The following is a 15,696-nucleotide window of genomic DNA, read 5'->3' as shown; positions in this document are numbered from 1 at the left end:
TGCCAAAATCATCGACTAATAATTAGTTGATGTCTGGGGCGGTTTTCCGCCCCTTTGATTTTTAGGCCAGTAGTTCAATTGGTAGAGCGTCGGTCTCCAAAACCGAAAGTTGGGGGTTCGAGTCCCTCCTGGCCTGCCATCTTTATTCGCATGACTAATAGGTTGTTTGCTGCATGAGTACAACAAAAAACGAGCCTAAAGAGTATCGCCTGGATGCCCTAAAGTGGCTGATGGTGATCGCTGTTGTGGCCGTCGGTGTTGTGGGTAACTCAATGTTCTCCGCTCAGCCACTGCTATATCGTGTTCTTGCACTTTTAGCGCTGGGTTTGGTGGGGCTGGCGATTGCTTCGCAAACGGCAAAAGGTAGTGGTTTAATTCAACTGCTGCGTGAGTCGGTTGTAGAAGTGCGCAAAGTTGTATGGCCTACTCGTCAGGAAACCAATCAAACTACCTTGCTGGTGGTGGTCGTTGTTATTGTGATGGCGTTGATTCTCTGGGGGCTGGATACCATTTTTGGTTTTGTAGCTTCTAAGATAATAGGATAAGCACTCATGGCGAAGCGTTGGTACGTTGTACACGCGTATTCTGGCTACGAAAAGAAAGTAGCGGCATCTCTGCAAGAGCGTATTAATCTGCATCAAATGCAGGATTCGTTCGGTGACGTATTGGTTCCCACTGAAGAAGTGGTGGAGATGCGTGGCGGGCAGAAGCGTAAAAGTGAGCGCAAATTTTTCCCCGGCTATGTGCTGGTGCAAATGGAGTTGAATGATGACTCTTGGCACTTGGTAAAAGATACGCCTCGGGTTATGGGTTTTATTGGTGGCAAGGCGGATAAGCCTGCACCTATTACCGACAAGGAAGCAGAGGCTATTTTGCAGCGAGTTGATGACTCGATTGAGAAGCCGAAGCCCAAAACAATGTTCGAACCAGGTGAAATGGTTCGTGTTACTGATGGCCCTTTCAACGACTTTAATGGTGTTGTGGAAGAGGTGAATTATGAGAAGAATCGCCTGCGAGTTGCGGTGCTGATCTTCGGTCGCTCTACTCCGGTGGAGTTGGAGTTTGGGCAGGTCGAGAAGACCTAAACGCCTAGCTACGGATTTTTACGACCTTCCTTTGCTTTGGCAGAGGGAGGTTTTTGCGTCCTCGCGGCCTGTGTAGCAAGAGTCGTGTGGTTTACGGGGAGCCTGTGATCAGAAGTTTACTTCTTTGAGGCGTTAATACCCATTTTTGGAGAAGTGATATGGCTAAGAAAGTACAAGCCTACATCAAATTACAAGTTGGTGCAGGCAAAGCAAATCCAAGTCCGCCAGTTGGTCCAGCATTGGGTCAGCACGGTGTGAATATTATGGAGTTCTGTAAAGCGTTCAACGCCCAGACACAAGGTTTGGAAGCAGGTGCTCCAGTTCCAGTTGTGATCAGTGTTTACAGCGATCGCAGCTTCACCTTCAGCATGAAGACTCCACCGGCCTCATACCTTTTGAAAAAGGCGGCTGGTATTAAGTCTGGTTCAAGCAATCCCAACACTAAGAAAGTGGGTACTGTTACCCGTGCTCAGTTGGAAGAAATCGCGACTGCTAAAGATCCCGATTTGACCGCAGCCGATATGGATGCGGCGGTACGTACCATCGCCGGCTCAGCCCGCTCGATGGGTCTTGATGTGGAGGGCGTGTAACATGGCTAAATTGTCTAAGCGTCAGCGCGTAATCGCTGAGAAAGTAGATGCTGCTAAGCAGTACACTTTGGAAGATGCAGTTGCTCTGTTAAAAGAGCTGTCTAGCGTTAAGTTCGCAGAGACCGTTGATGTGTCGATTAACTTAGGTATCGATCCTCGTAAATCTGATCAGTCTGTTCGCGGCGCAACCACTCTACCAAACGGTACGGGTAAAGATGTTCGCGTTGCCGTTTTCACCCAGGGTGCAAACGCAGATGCCGCTAAAGAAGCGGGCGCAGATCTGATCGGTATGGATGAGCTTGCGGCTGAAATTAAAGGCGGCATGATGGATTTCGATGTTGTTGTAGCCAGCCCCGATGCGATGCGTGTTGTGGGTCAGCTGGGTCAAGTGCTAGGTCCTCGCGGTCTGATGCCAAACCCTAAAACCGGCACTGTAACACCCGATGTTGCAACTGCGGTTAAGAATGCTAAAGCCGGTCAGGTGCGTTACCGCGCTGATAAAGGCGGCATCATCCACGGCGGCATTGGCAAGTTGACTTTTGATGCGAAAGCCTTGCAAGAAAATTTAGAAGCTCTGGTTGCTGACTTGAAAAAAGCCAAGCCAGCTAGCGCTAAAGGTGTATACCTGAAGAAGATCGCACTGAGCACGACCATGGGTCCTGGCTTGGTTATCGATCAGTCTTCATTGGCTGTTTAATTTACAGCTAAACGAACTTTGGGGTCTGCTTTAGGCAGGCCGTCAAAGACCGTAGGTGATAGGCGGCAGGTATTGCGTTTATCTTAATGATTGCCTACGCAGACGGTGGACCCTCTTCGACTTGCTCGAAGATATTCACCGAATCATCGCCCGCCAAGAATGTTTTGGTTGGTGCAAGAAAAACGACAGAGTTATCTGTCAAACCCAGGAGAAATCCCGTGGCATTAGGACTTGAAGGTAAAAAAGCGATTGTCGCTGAAGTCCAGGAAGCTGCGAAGGGCGCTCTGTCAGCGGTTGTTGCCGATTCACGCGGCGTAACTGTAGACAAAATGACTGCCCTGCGTAAAGAGGCTCGTGAGAACGGCGTTTGGATGAAAGTCGTTCGTAACACCTTGGCTCGTCGCGCTGTTGAAGGTACCGAATACGAATGTCTCGTTGAGAGCTTTGTCGGTCCTACTCTGATTGCTTTCTCTACCGACCACCCAGGTGCCGGTGCGCGTATCTTGAAAGAGTACGCAAAGAGTGATGACAATCTGGAGCTTAAAACAGCAGCTTTTGAAGGCGAATTGGTTGACGTTGCAATGCTGGCTACCCTGCCAACTTACGACGAAGCAATCGCCAAGCTGATGAGCGTTATGAAAGAAGCTTCCGCTGGCAAACTGGTTCGCACTATTGCAGCCATTGGCGACAGCAAAGAACAGGACGCTGCGTAATTCTATTGCAGCTTAACCTTAAAGACACATTGAGCATACGCTCAAACAGATAGGAATTGAGACATGTCTGTATCTAAAGAAGATATCATCGAAGCGATTGCTGAGATGTCAGTAAAAGACGTTGTAGAGCTGGTTTCTGCAATGGAAGAGAAGTTCGGCGTATCTGCAGCTGCTGCTGTTGCAGCTGGTCCTGCTGGCGATGCTGGCGGTGCTGCTGAAGAGCAAACCGAATTTGACGTTATCATCACCGGCGCTGGTGAGAAGAAAGTGAACGCTATTAAAGCTGTTCGCGAAATCACCGGTCTGGGCTTGAAAGAAGCCAAAGCGATCGTTGAAGAAGCACCTAAAGCTGTTAAAGAAGGTGTTTCTAAAGAAGACGCTGAAGCTGCTAAAGCTAAGCTGGAAGAAGCAGGTGCGTCTGCTGAGCTTAAGTAAGTACTTGAGTTCAAAAAGTCTGACGATTGCGTTGGGCTTGGGAGGGTAACTTCCCAAGGCTGGTGGGTTTTACCCGCCAGCCTTTTTCCGTTTTCGGTCAAATGATATGACCGTGCAGTGCTCGCTGTCTTAACGCGCAAGGCGTGACAGCGCCGCAAAGGGATAGCAAAACATACGCTTTGCGTATATGCGGCCCAAGGGCCCGTTCCGTGAACAAGCTGGGGAATACAGATGGCTTACTCATACACTGAGAAAAAACGTATCCGCAAGGACTTTGGCAAGCTGCCACACGTCATGGATGTGCCTTATCTATTGGCGATTCAACTGGATTCTTACAGAAAATTTACCCAGGCAGATGCGACTGGTGAAGAGCGTCATGATGTCGGCTTGCACGCCGCCTTCCGCTCTGTGTTCCCGATTGCCAGCTATTCTGGTAACGCCGCTCTCGAATACGTCAGTTATATGCTGGGTAAGCCAGCGTTTGATGTAAACGAATGTATTTTGCGTGGGGTGACATATTCTGCACCGCTGCGTGTAAAAGTTCGACTGATTATCTACGATAAAGATTCAGCGAACAAAGCTATTAAAGACATTAAAGAACAAGAAGTGTACATGGGCGAAATTCCGCTCATGACCGAAAATGGTACTTTTGTGATCAATGGTACCGAGCGCGTTATCGTGTCTCAGTTGCACCGCTCCCCGGGTGTCTTCTTCGACCACGATAAAGGCAAGACGCACTCGTCTGGCAAGCTACTCTACAGCGCCCGGATTATTCCTTACCGTGGCAGCTGGTTGGACTTTGAGTTCGACCCGAAAGATTTAGTTTACGTACGTATTGACCGTCGTCGTAAATTGCCCGCCTCTATTTTACTGCGTGCACTGGGTTTCAGCTCGCAGGAAGTGTTGGACATGTTCTTCGAGAGCAGTACCTTCACGTTGGGTGAAGATGGTCAATTTACATTTAAAGTGGTGCCTTCGCGCTTACGCGGTGATGTCGCCACTTTTGACATCAAAGACAAAAACGGCAAGCTGCTCGTTGAAGAAGGTCGTCGTGTAACGGCTCGCCATATCCGCCAGTTAGAGAAAGCCGGCGTTGATGAAATGGCTGTACCTGCAGAATACCTGCTGGGCCGTGCTTTGGCGCGTGACATTATCGATCCTGATACCGGTGAAGTGCTGCTGGAGTGCAACAGCGAAATTACCGCCGATGCACTGGAAACATTGACCAAAGCCAATATTCAAACCGTTGAAACGCTGTACACCAACGAACTTGATTGCGGTGCGTTTATGTCAGATACCTTGCGTATCGACCCGACCCGTACTCAGCTCGAAGCGTTGGTAGAAATCTACCGCATGATGCGCCCCGGTGAACCACCCACAAAAGAGTCAGCAGAAGCGCTGTTCAACAATTTGTTCTTTACCCAAGAGCGTTATGACTTGTCGGCCGTAGGTCGCATGAAGTTTAACCGTCGCCTGGGCCGTGAAGAGGAATTTGGAGAAGGTATTCTATCCAACGACGATATCGTTGACGTGATGAAGACTCTGATCGACATCCGTAACGGTAAAGGCGTTGTTGATGACATCGATCACCTGGGTAACCGCCGTATTCGCTCGGTTGGGGAAATGGCAGAAAACCAATTCCGTGTTGGTTTGGTGCGTGTTGAACGTGCGGTTAAAGAGCGTTTATCAATGGCTGAAAGCGAAGGCTTGATGCCACAAGACTTGATTAACGCCAAGCCTGTTGCCGCTGCCATTAAAGAGTTCTTTGGCTCGTCGCAGCTTTCTCAGTTTATGGATCAGAACAACCCGCTGTCTGAGGTAACTCACAAGCGTCGTGTGTCGGCCTTGGGGCCAGGTGGTCTGACTCGTGAGCGTGCCGGCTTTGAGGTGCGTGACGTACACCCGACTCACTACGGCCGTGTCTGCCCAATTGAGACTCCTGAAGGTCCAAACATTGGTTTGATTAACTCGCTTGCGACTTACTCACGCACCAATAGTTATGGCTTTTTGGAGACACCTTACCGTCGTGTTGTAGACGGTAAAGTAACCGACCATATTGAATTTTTGTCGGCCATTAACGAAGCCGAATTCGTTATCGCACAGGCCTCGGCCAAGCTGGACGAAGAAGGTCGATTGATCGAAGACTTGGTTTCCGTGCGCCATTACAACGACTTTACCCTGAAGAGCGCTTCTGAGGTTCAGTTGATGGACGTATCACCACGTCAGGTGGTATCGGTTGCGGCCTCGTTGATTCCGTTCCTTGAGCACGATGATGCTAACCGCGCCTTGATGGGTTCGAACATGCAGCGTCAGGCCGTGCCTACCCTGAAGGCTGAAAAGCCATTGGTCGGTACCGGTATGGAACGCAACGTGGCTGCTGACTCCGGTGTGTGTGTTGTCGCTAATCGCGGTGGTGTTATCGACCGTGTGGATGCGGGCCGTATCGTCGTTAAAGTACACAGTGATGAAGTTGAAGCCGGCGACGCTGGTGTTGATATCTACAACTTGATTAAGTACACCCGTTCTAACCAGAACACCTGTATTAACCAGCGCTCAATCGTCAATGTTGGTGATGTTATTCATCGTGGCGACATCTTGGCGGATGGCCCCTCTGTTGATATGGGTGAGCTGGCACTGGGGCAAAATATGCGCATCGCGTTTATGCCCTGGAATGGTTACAACTTCGAAGACTCCATTTTGGTGTCCGAGCGTGTTGTACAAGAAGACCGCTTTACTACTATTCACATTCAAGAGCTGACCTGTATTGCTCGTGACACTAAGTTGGGCAGTGAAGAAATTACTTCCGATATTCCTAACGTGGGCGAAAACGCACTGAACAAGCTGGACGAGTCCGGTATTGTTTACATCGGTGCGGAAGTGGGTGGCGGCGATATTCTGGTCGGTAAAGTGACGCCTAAAGGTGAAACTCAGCTGACCCCAGAAGAAAAACTGCTGCGTGCCATCTTTGGTGAAAAAGCTTCTGATGTGAAAGACACGTCTTTGCGTGTGCCTTCCAGCACCAAAGGGACAGTGATTGACGTTCAGGTATTTACCCGTGATGGCTTGGAGAAAGACCAGCGCTCACAGGAAATCGAAAAAGCTCAGTTAGACGAAATTCGCAAAGATTTGAACGAAGAGTTCCGCATTATGGAAGCGGCTACTCTGGAGCGTTTGCGCAGTGTTATTCGCGGTCAAAAAGTGGCAGCGGGTAAAGGCGTTAAAAAAGGTGATGAGCTGACCGACGAACTGTTGGATAGCCTTGAAACCGAGCAGTGGTTTAAATTGCGTGTTGCCGAAGATGAGCTGAACGAACAAATCGACCGCGCCGAAGAGCGCCTGGCCGCTTGTCGTAAAGACTTGGACGAACGTTTCGATGACAAAAAGCGCAAGCTGTCTACCGGTGACGATCTGGCTCCAGGTGTACTGAAGATCGTTAAGGTTTATTTGGCCATCAAACGTCGCATCCAGCCTGGTGACAAAATGGCCGGTCGTCACGGTAACAAAGGTGTTATCTCGGTGATTATGCCGGTTGAAGATATGCCTTATGACGAAACCGGTCAGCCCGTTGATGTGGTACTCAACCCACTGGGTGTGCCTTCGCGTATGAACGTGGGGCAGATTCTGGAGACTCACTTGGGTATGGCCGCTAAAGGCCTCGGCGTTAAAATCGACGACATGGTTCGCAAGCAAAAAGCTGTGAACGAAGTGCGTGGTTTCTTGGAAGAGATTTACAACGAAACCGGTGACGTTTACGCGAAAGAAGACCTGGCCAGTTTCGCCGATGAAGAAATTATGGACTTGGCCAATAACCTACGCGGCGGTGTGCCTATGGCCACTGCGGTATTCGATGGTGCTAAAGAGCACGAAATCAAATCCCTGCTGCGCTTGGCTGATCTGCCTGATTCCGGTCAGATGCAGTTGTACGACGGCCGTACCGGCGACAAATTCCAACGTCCGGTGACCGTCGGCTATATGTACATGCTGAAGTTGAACCACTTGGTGGACGACAAGATGCACGCTCGTTCTACCGGTTCTTACAGCTTGGTTACTCAGCAGCCGCTGGGTGGTAAGGCACAGTTTGGTGGTCAGCGCTTTGGTGAGATGGAAGTGTGGGCACTGGAAGCATACGGTGCTGCTTATACTCTGCAGGAAATGTTGACCGTTAAATCGGATGACGTGGCCGGCCGAACCAAAATGTACAAGAACATTGTCGATGGCGACCACCGTATGGAACCGGGTATGCCTGAGTCCTTTAACGTACTGGTTAAAGAGATTCGCGCCCTCGGTATCAATATGGAACTGGAAGAGGACGAGTAATCGTCCGTCCATTACTAAATCGGTTAAGGCGGGGCATTTGCTCCGCCTCGTGTGCAAACTGCACTACTGCAGCCCACTGGAGGAAGCGCCTTGAAAGACTTACTTAATTTGCTCAAGTCCCAGGGACAAACTGAAGAATTCGACGCGATTCGTATTGGCTTAGCATCGCCAGAAATGATTCGCTCTTGGTCGTTTGGTGAAGTTAAAAAGCCTGAGACCATCAACTACCGTACCTTCAAGCCCGAGCGTGAAGGTTTGTTCTGCGCCAAGATTTTTGGTCCGGTAAAAGATTACGAGTGTTTGTGCGGTAAATATAAGCGCATGAAGCACCGCGGTATCATCTGTGAAAAATGTGGTGTAGAAGTCACTTTGGCTAAAGTGCGTCGTGAGCGCATGGGTCACATTGAACTGGCGAGCCCAGTTGCCCACATTTGGTTTTTGAAGTCGCTGCCTAGCCGTATTGGTTTACTGCTGGATATGACGCTGCGTGACATTGAGCGCGTGCTCTACTTTGAATCCTACGTTGTTACCGATCCTGGCATGACCACGCTTGAGCGCGGCCAACTGTTGACCGATGAGCAATACTTCGAGTCAATGGAAGAGTTTGGTGATGAGTTCGACGCATTGATGGGTGCCGAGGCTATTAAAGCCTTGATGGCCGACATTAACCTGGAAGAAGAAATCCAGCGTCTGCGCGAAGAGATTCCAAACACCAATTCTGAAACCAAAATTAAGAAGTTCTCCAAGCGCTTGAAACTGTTGGAAGCTTTCTACTTCTCGGGCAACAACCCTGAGTGGATGGTGATGGAAGTTCTGCCGGTACTGCCGCCAGATCTTCGTCCTTTGGTACCTCTGGACGGTGGTCGTTTTGCGACTTCTGATCTGAATGACTTGTACCGTCGGGTTATCAACCGTAACAACCGTTTGAAGCGTCTGCTCGATTTGAACGCGCCAGACATCATCGTGCGCAACGAAAAGCGTATGTTGCAAGAGTCTGTTGATGCACTGCTGGATAACGGTCGTCGCGGTCGTGCGATTACCGGTTCTAACAAGCGTCCGTTAAAATCTTTGGCCGATATGATCAAAGGTAAGCAAGGTCGTTTCCGTCAGAACCTGCTGGGTAAGCGTGTGGACTACTCTGGCCGTTCGGTGATTGTGACCGGTCCTGCATTAAAACTGCACCAGTGTGGTCTGCCAAAGAAAATGGCTCTAGAGCTGTTTAAGCCGTTTATCTTTAGCAAGCTGGAATTGCGCGGCTTAGCCACTACTATTAAAGCGGCCAAGAAAATGGTCGAGCGCGAAGAACCAGTGGTTTGGGACATCCTCGACGAAGTGATTCGTGAGCACCCGGTACTGTTGAACCGCGCACCGACACTGCACCGTTTGGGTATTCAGGCCTTTGAACCGGTACTGATTGAAGGTAAGGCCATTCAGCTACATCCGCTGGTTTGTGCAGCCTACAACGCCGACTTCGATGGTGACCAGATGGCTGTTCACGTTCCGCTGACACTGGAAGCCCAGTTGGAAGCGCGTGCGTTGATGATGTCCACTAACAACATTCTGTCACCTGCGTCGGGTGAGCCGATCATCGTTCCTTCGCAGGACGTGGTGTTGGGCTTGTACTGGATGACTCGTGAGCGCATTAACGCTCAGGGTGAAGGTATGATCTTCGCTGATGTGGCAGAAGTTTCCCGCGCTTACTACGGTGGCCAGGTAGACCTGCAAGCAAGAGTTAAAGTTCGTATCGATGAGGTTATCATCGGTATCGAAGGTGAGAAGCAAGCCAACAACCGTTTGGTAGAAACCACGGTTGGTCGTGTTCTGCTGTGGGAAATCGTTCCGGAAGGTATTCCGTTTGAAATGACCGATCGCCCTATGGTGAAAAAGGCTATTTCAGGTGTGATTAACCACTGCTATCGTGCTGTTGGCTTGAAAGCGACCGTTATTTTTGCCGACCAACTTATGTACATGGGTTACGACTTCTCAACCAAGTCGGGCTCGTCTATCGGTGTTAACGACTTTGCGATTCCCGATGATAAGCACGAGATCGTAGGGCGCGCCGAAGCTGAAGTAAAAGAAATCGAAAGCCAGTTTGCTTCGGGTCTGGTAACCGCCGGTGAGAAATACAACAAAGTGATCGATATTTGGTCGCGCGCCAATGACTTGGTGGCTAAGTCCATGATGGACGGCATTAGCTTTGAGTCGGTGATTAACCGTGACGGTGAAGAGGAGCAGCAAACCTCTTTTAACTCGGTTTATATGTACGCCGATTCTGGTGCTCGTGGTAGCCCAGCACAGATTCGTCAGTTGGCTGGTATGCGTGGTCTGATGGCAAAGCCTGATGGCTCCATTATTGAAGCGCCTATTACCGCTAACTTCCGTGAAGGTCTAAACGTTGGTCAGTACTTTATTTCGACGCACGGTGCGCGTAAAGGTCTGGCCGATACCGCACTGAAAACTGCAAACTCCGGTTACCTGACCCGTCGTCTGGTGGATGTTGCCCAAGACTTGGTGGTGACCTCCAACGATTGTGGCACTGACGAAGGTTTGGAAATGGCGCCGGTGATTGAAGGCGGCGACGTTATTGAATCTCTGGGTGATCGAATCCTCGGTCGGATTGTGGCCCGCGATGTCATTCGCCCCAACTCCGATGAAATTTTGGTGCCTGCCGGTACCATGATTGATGAGGCTTGGGTTGAGCGCGTTGAAGGCATGGGTATCGATGAAGTGCTGGTGCGCTCGCCGATTACCTGTGATGCCCGTACCGGTATTTGTTCTATGTGTTACGGCCGTGACTTGGCTCGTGGTCACCGCGTTAATGTCGGTGAAGCGACCGGTGTTATTGCGGCTCAGTCGATCGGTGAGCCGGGTACCCAGCTGACCATGCGTACCTTCCACATCGGTGGTGCGGCCTCGCGAGCTTCGGCCGCGGACAACGTACAGGTTAAGCAAGACGGTACCATTCGTCTGATTAACGTTAAAGTTGTCACCAACTCTGACGGCAATCTGGTAGCCGTGTCGCGCTCTGGTGAATTGGCAGTTGCCGATGCTCAGGGTAGTGAGCGTGAGCGCTATAAGATCCCTTACGGCGCCGTTATTTCGGTGAAAGATGGCGAGAAAGTGGATGGCGGTCAAGTGATTGCTAAGTGGGATCCGCACACTCACCCCATCGTGACTGAAGTGGCCGGTAAGGTAATCTTCTCTGGAATGGAAGATAACCTGTCGGTACGTCGCACCACGGATGAGCTGACAGGCTTGTCGTCGATTGAGGTGATGGATCCGTCCGAGCGCCCATCGGCAGGTAAAGATATGCGTCCAGCGGTGACACTTACCGACGCGAATGGCAATGATCTGTGTTTGCCCAATACCACCATGCCTGCGCACTATATGCTGCCGGCCAGTGCCATCTTGAGTATTGCGGATAACGATACGGTTTCGGTCGGGGATATTGTTGCACGTATTCCTCAGGAAGGTTCGAAAACCCGGGATATTACCGGTGGTCTGCCTCGTGTTGCCGACTTATTTGAAGCACGTAAGCCTAAAGAGCCGTCTATTTTGGCGGAAATCTCAGGGACTGTGACCTTCGGTAAAGAGACCAAAGGCAAGCGTCGCCTGGTGATTACACCGAACGAAGGACACGTTTTGGAAGATGGCTCAACCCACTACGAAGTGCTGATTCCAAAACATCGTCAACTGACGGTGTTTGAAGGTGAGCAAGTTGTGAAGGGTGAGGTTGTATCGGATGGTCCAAGTAATCCGCACGACATTTTACGTCTGAAAGGTGTTGAAGCTCTGGCGAGCTACATCACCAACGAAATTCAGGACGTTTACCGTCTGCAGGGTGTAAAGATTAACGATAAGCACATCGAAACCATTGTTCGCCAAATGCTGCGCAAAGTAGAAATTACCGAAATGGGTGACTCTACCTTCGTTAAAGGTGAGCAAGTCGAATACACCGCAGTGCTGGAGCAAAATGAGCGTTTACGCTCAGAAGACAAGCAGCCTGCTAAATTCGATCGCCTGTTGCTGGGTATTACCAAGGCATCGTTGGCAACTGAGTCGTTTATCTCGGCCGCCTCGTTCCAGGAAACCACCCGTGTATTGACCGAAGCGGCGGTGACTGGCAAGAAAGACTCCCTGCGCGGCTTGAAAGAGAACGTGGTTGTAGGGCGTCTGATTCCTGCCGGTACTGGTCTGGCTTATCACGCAGAGCGCAAGCGCAAACGTGAAGAAGCTATTGAGTTTGCCGAGACTGGCGTAAGCGCCGAAGATGTCGAAGCAGCTCTGACCGAAGCCCTGAAGTCTAGCGGCGAGTAAGAAATCGGCCCCAGCAGGGGCTGTTCGGGGCCAATAGCCCCGGTGATCGCTCACCGGGGCGAGCAATTATTGTTCGATTAGCCTTGACGAGGGTGGGTGGTGTCATTACAATGCGCCACCCACTTTTTGTAGAAGTGGGAGATAGCAGCCGCTATCTTCTTTAAATGGCCTCAATTGAGGCGTTATATAATTTTTGGAGTTTATTTTCATGGCAACGATCAACCAGTTGGTTCGTAAGCCGAGAAAACGTAAGGTTCAAAAGAGCGATGTACCTGCTCTGCAAGCCAACCCACAAAAGCGTGGCGTTTGCACCCGCGTTTACACCACCACACCTAAGAAGCCGAACTCTGCACTGCGTAAAGTATGTCGTGTTCGTCTGACTAACGGTTTTGAGGTTACCTCTTATATCGGTGGTGAAGGGCACAACTTGCAAGAGCATAGTGTTGTACTGATTCGTGGCGGTCGTGTAAAAGACTTGCCAGGTGTTCGTTACCACACTGTTCGCGGTTCACTGGATACTGCCGGTGTTAACAACCGTAAGCAAGGTCGCTCTAAGTACGGTACCAAGCGTCCTAAGTAAGGTCGCTGTTACGTTTTCGGGTAGAACCGAGTAAGGCCCAGGCATGTGTCCTGGACAACCCCTGAAGAGAGGCTATTAAAATGCCAAGAAGAAGAGTTGTCGCGAAACGCGAGATCTTGCCGGATCCTAAATTCGGTAATGTTACTCTGGCAAAGTTCATGAACCACGTGATGATCAGTGGTAAGAAGGCCGTAGCAGAACGTATTGTTTACGGTGCGCTGGATATTGTTAATGATAAGCTCAATCGCGATCCGATTGAAGTTTTCGACGAAGCGCTGGATAACATTGCTCCATTGGTGGAAGTTAAATCCCGCCGCGTGGGTGGTGCAACCTACCAAGTGCCGGTAGAAGTTCGCCCAGCCCGTCGTGTTGCACTGGCTATGCGCTGGTTGGTAGATTACTCTCGCGGTCGCGGTGAGAAGTCTATGCCTGCCCGTTTGGCTGGTGAGTTGATTGATGCTTCGCAGAACAAAGGTTCTGCAGTGAAGAAGCGTGAAGACGTGCATCGTATGGCCGAGGCCAACAAAGCGTTCTCTCACTTTCGCTTCTAAGTTTGTAAGCATTGAGAAACAAAAGGCAGCTATTATGGCTGCCTTTTACTATTTAAGCTGGCTATTTTTACCATCAGTAGTCGGTATACAGAGACCTCCCTAAGTCTTTGTGGCGAAAGCCAAGCTCCAGCATATTTGCCCATTTTTGCTGGACTCCTTCCGGGCAGCGATTACAATTAGCCCGGCTATCTAATGATTTGCTTTTGGTAACGGGAGAACACCCAAGTGGCACGTAAGACGCCCATTGCTCGCTATCGTAATATCGGTATTTGCGCTCATGTAGATGCAGGTAAAACGACCACTACAGAACGCGTACTTTTCTACACTGGTCTTTCTCACAAAATTGGTGAGGTGCACGACGGTGCTGCCACCACCGATTGGATGGAGCAGGAGCAAGAGCGCGGGATCACCATTACCTCCGCTGCGGTGACCACTTTTTGGTCCGGCATGCGCAAGCAATTCGATGAACACCGAATTAATATTATCGACACCCCTGGCCACGTTGACTTCACCATTGAAGTTGAGCGCTCATTGCGCGTACTCGATGGTGCTGTAGTCGTGCTTTGCGGCTCCTCTGGCGTACAGCCGCAAACTGAAACTGTTTGGCGTCAGGCTAATAAATACGAAGTGCCTCGTCTGGTATTCGTCAATAAGATGGATCGCACTGGAGCCGACTTTGCTCGTGTGGTCGATCAATTGCGTGAGCGATTGGGGGCGAACGCGGTTCCCCTGCAAATGACAATTGGCGCAGAGGAAGATTTTACGGGTGTTGTCGACCTGATTAAAATGCAGGCGATCATCTGGAATCAAGATGATCGTGGTGCGACCTTTGAATATCAAGATATCCCTGCACAATTGCGTGAAACCTGCGATGAAATGCGCGAGTTTCTGGTGGAAGCTGCCGCCGAGGCCGACGATGACCTTATGAACAAATACCTCGAGGGCGAAGAGCTTTCTGAGGAGGAAATTAAAGCGGCCATACGCAAGCGTACTCTAGCCAATGAGATCATTCCGGTACTGGGCGGCTCGGCCTTTAAAAACAAAGGCGTACAAGCGGTTCTGGATGCGGTAGTTGAATATTTACCTGCGCCAACCGAGGTAAAAGCCATTGAGGGCGTGCTGGAGGACGGGGAAACTCCCGCTACCCGCGAGGCTGACGACAGTGCACCTTTCTCAGCACTTGCGTTTAAAATTGCCACCGACCCCTTTGTGGGTACGTTGACATTCTTCCGTGTTTACTCGGGAACCTTGGCTACTGGCGACACGGTTTTTAACCCGGTTAAGAGTAAAAAAGAGCGGGTCGGTCGTATGGTTCAAATGCACGCCAACGATCGCCAAGAAATCAAAGAAGTACTGGCCGGTGATATCGCCGCCGGTATTGGCTTTAAAGATGTCACCACGGGTGATACCTTATGCGCGCCTAAAAGTATTATTACCCTGGAGCGCATGGAGTTTCCGGAGCCTGTGATTCATGTGGCCGTTGAACCTAGAAGCCAAGCTGACCAAGAAAAAATGGGTGTAGCCCTAGGTAAACTGGCCCAAGAAGATCCTTCATTCCGGGTGAAAACGGATGAAGAGACAGGGCAAACCATCATCGGTGGTATGGGTGAGCTGCATCTGGATATCATTGTTGATCGGATGAAGCGCGAATTCAGCGTGGAAGCCAATATCGGTAAGCCGCAAGTCGCCTACCGCGAACGCATACGTAATACCAGTGAAATTGAAGGCAAGTTTATTCGACAGTCCGGTGGTCGTGGTCAGTATGGTCATGTGTGGATTCGTTTTGAACCTGCCGAGGACGATAATGCCGAAGGTTTAGAGTTTGTTAACGAAATCGCCGGTGGTGTCGTGCCCAGAGAGTACATACCTGCGGTCAGCAAAGGCATCGAAGAGCAAATGCAAAACGGTGTTTTGGCCGGTTATCCGCTGTTAGGGTTGAAGGCCACCTTGTATGATGGCTCTTTCCACGATGTGGACTCTAACGAGATGGCGTTTAAAATAGCCGCTTCTATGGCAACTAAAAAGTTGGCACAAGAAGGCGGTGCCGTTCTTCTGGAGCCCATCATGAAAGTGGAGGTGGTGACGCCAGAGGAGAATATGGGTGACGTGGTGGGCGATCTTAACCGTCGTCGCGGCACTATTCAGGGTATGGAAGAGAGTATCAGTGGTAAGATTGTCAACGCCGAGGTGCCCCTGGCAAAGATGTTCGGTTATGCAACTGACCTGCGCTCTGCAACACAAGGTCGTGCAACCTACAGCATGGAATTTAAAGGCTATGCTGATGCACCGAAAGATGTCACTGATGAGATTATGGCAAAAAATAATATCATCAGGGAATAACACGCTTCTTATTTTATTGACGCAAATTAGAGGACACGTAAAGTGGCAAAAGAAAAGTTCGAACGTAATAA

The 15,696-nt window shown here is 50.3% G+C and carries 11 protein-coding genes and 1 tRNA gene; all 12 read left to right on the top strand.

All coding sequences use genetic code 11. From position 1 onward, the window contains the following. The first annotated feature begins 63 nt into the window (after positions 1 to 63). The 12 genes from Q4526_RS15415 (at position 64) to fusA (ending at position 15,625) form a co-directional block, all read left to right on the top strand. Positions 64 to 139: transfer RNA gene (locus Q4526_RS15415), tRNA-Trp, on the top strand. Positions 140 to 173: 34 nt separating this feature from the next. Beyond that, positions 174 to 545, top strand: coding sequence for a preprotein translocase subunit SecE (gene secE, locus Q4526_RS15410; RefSeq protein WP_215978004.1), 372 nt, complete (start codon positions 174 to 176; stop codon positions 543 to 545). Positions 546 to 551: 6 nt separating this feature from the next. Continuing rightward, positions 552 to 1,085: a transcription termination/antitermination protein NusG gene (gene nusG, locus Q4526_RS15405; protein ID WP_215978003.1), complete on the top strand. Its 534-nt coding sequence runs from the start codon at positions 552 to 554 to the stop codon at positions 1,083 to 1,085. A 158-nt stretch (positions 1,086 to 1,243) separates the two neighbouring features. Then, a complete protein-coding gene (gene rplK, locus Q4526_RS15400; protein WP_215978002.1) occupies positions 1,244 to 1,675 on the top strand; it encodes a 50S ribosomal protein L11 in 432 nt (143 codons plus the stop codon). Position 1,676: 1 nt separating this feature from the next. Next, positions 1,677 to 2,372, top strand: coding sequence for a 50S ribosomal protein L1 (rplA, locus tag Q4526_RS15395; protein ID WP_215978001.1), 696 nt, complete (start codon positions 1,677 to 1,679; stop codon positions 2,370 to 2,372). Between the two features lie 218 nt (positions 2,373 to 2,590). After that, positions 2,591 to 3,085 carry a 50S ribosomal protein L10 gene (gene rplJ / locus Q4526_RS15390; RefSeq protein WP_215978000.1) on the top strand — a complete coding sequence of 165 codons (495 nt, stop codon included), beginning with the start codon at positions 2,591 to 2,593 and terminating at the stop codon, positions 3,083 to 3,085. 63 nt (positions 3,086 to 3,148) lie between these two features. Beyond that, complete coding sequence (rplL, locus tag Q4526_RS15385; RefSeq protein WP_215977999.1) at positions 3,149 to 3,520, top strand: 50S ribosomal protein L7/L12; 372 nt, start codon at positions 3,149 to 3,151, stop codon at positions 3,518 to 3,520. Between the two features lie 231 nt (positions 3,521 to 3,751). Continuing rightward, entirely contained in the window at positions 3,752 to 7,837 is a 4,086-nt protein-coding gene (gene rpoB / locus Q4526_RS15380) for a DNA-directed RNA polymerase subunit beta (RefSeq protein ID WP_215977998.1), read from the top strand. Positions 7,838 to 7,927: 90 nt separating this feature from the next. Further along, a complete protein-coding gene (rpoC, locus tag Q4526_RS15375; protein ID WP_215977997.1) occupies positions 7,928 to 12,154 on the top strand; it encodes a DNA-directed RNA polymerase subunit beta' in 4,227 nt (1,408 codons plus the stop codon). A gap of 208 nt (positions 12,155 to 12,362) precedes the next feature. Further along, positions 12,363 to 12,734 carry a 30S ribosomal protein S12 gene (rpsL, locus tag Q4526_RS15370; RefSeq protein WP_041524457.1) on the top strand — a complete coding sequence of 124 codons (372 nt, stop codon included), beginning with the start codon at positions 12,363 to 12,365 and terminating at the stop codon, positions 12,732 to 12,734. Between the two features lie 80 nt (positions 12,735 to 12,814). After that, positions 12,815 to 13,285: a 30S ribosomal protein S7 gene (gene rpsG / locus Q4526_RS15365; RefSeq protein ID WP_215977996.1), complete on the top strand. Its 471-nt coding sequence runs from the start codon at positions 12,815 to 12,817 to the stop codon at positions 13,283 to 13,285. A gap of 225 nt (positions 13,286 to 13,510) precedes the next feature. Continuing rightward, positions 13,511 to 15,625 (top strand): elongation factor G, encoded by a 2,115-nt coding sequence (fusA, locus tag Q4526_RS15360; RefSeq protein ID WP_215977995.1) that lies wholly within the window; start codon positions 13,511 to 13,513, stop codon positions 15,623 to 15,625. Positions 15,626 to 15,696 lie beyond the last annotated feature (71 nt).

This window comes from Gilvimarinus sp. 2_MG-2023, assembly GCF_030547685.1.
Lineage (GTDB): Bacteria > Pseudomonadota > Gammaproteobacteria > Pseudomonadales > Cellvibrionaceae > Gilvimarinus.
This window is presented reverse-complemented; position numbering and strand designations above follow the sequence as displayed.

What these genes read in the sequence shown, in the direction of transcription:
- rpsG (WP_215977996.1), top strand. Translation starts at nt 12,815, where the DNA reads ATGCCAAGAAGAAGAGTTGTCGCGAAACGCGAGATCTTGCCGGATCCT.
- rpsL (WP_041524457.1), top strand. Translation starts at nt 12,363, where the DNA reads ATGGCAACGATCAACCAGTTGGTTCGTAAGCCGAGAAAACGTAAGGTT.
- rplK (WP_215978002.1), top strand. Translation starts at nt 1,244, where the DNA reads ATGGCTAAGAAAGTACAAGCCTACATCAAATTACAAGTTGGTGCAGGC.
- rplL (WP_215977999.1), top strand. Translation starts at nt 3,149, where the DNA reads ATGTCTGTATCTAAAGAAGATATCATCGAAGCGATTGCTGAGATGTCA.
- rplA (WP_215978001.1), top strand. Translation starts at nt 1,677, where the DNA reads ATGGCTAAATTGTCTAAGCGTCAGCGCGTAATCGCTGAGAAAGTAGAT.
- nusG (WP_215978003.1), top strand. Translation starts at nt 552, where the DNA reads ATGGCGAAGCGTTGGTACGTTGTACACGCGTATTCTGGCTACGAAAAG.
- secE (WP_215978004.1), top strand. Translation starts at nt 174, where the DNA reads ATGAGTACAACAAAAAACGAGCCTAAAGAGTATCGCCTGGATGCCCTA.
- rpoB (WP_215977998.1), top strand. Translation starts at nt 3,752, where the DNA reads ATGGCTTACTCATACACTGAGAAAAAACGTATCCGCAAGGACTTTGGC.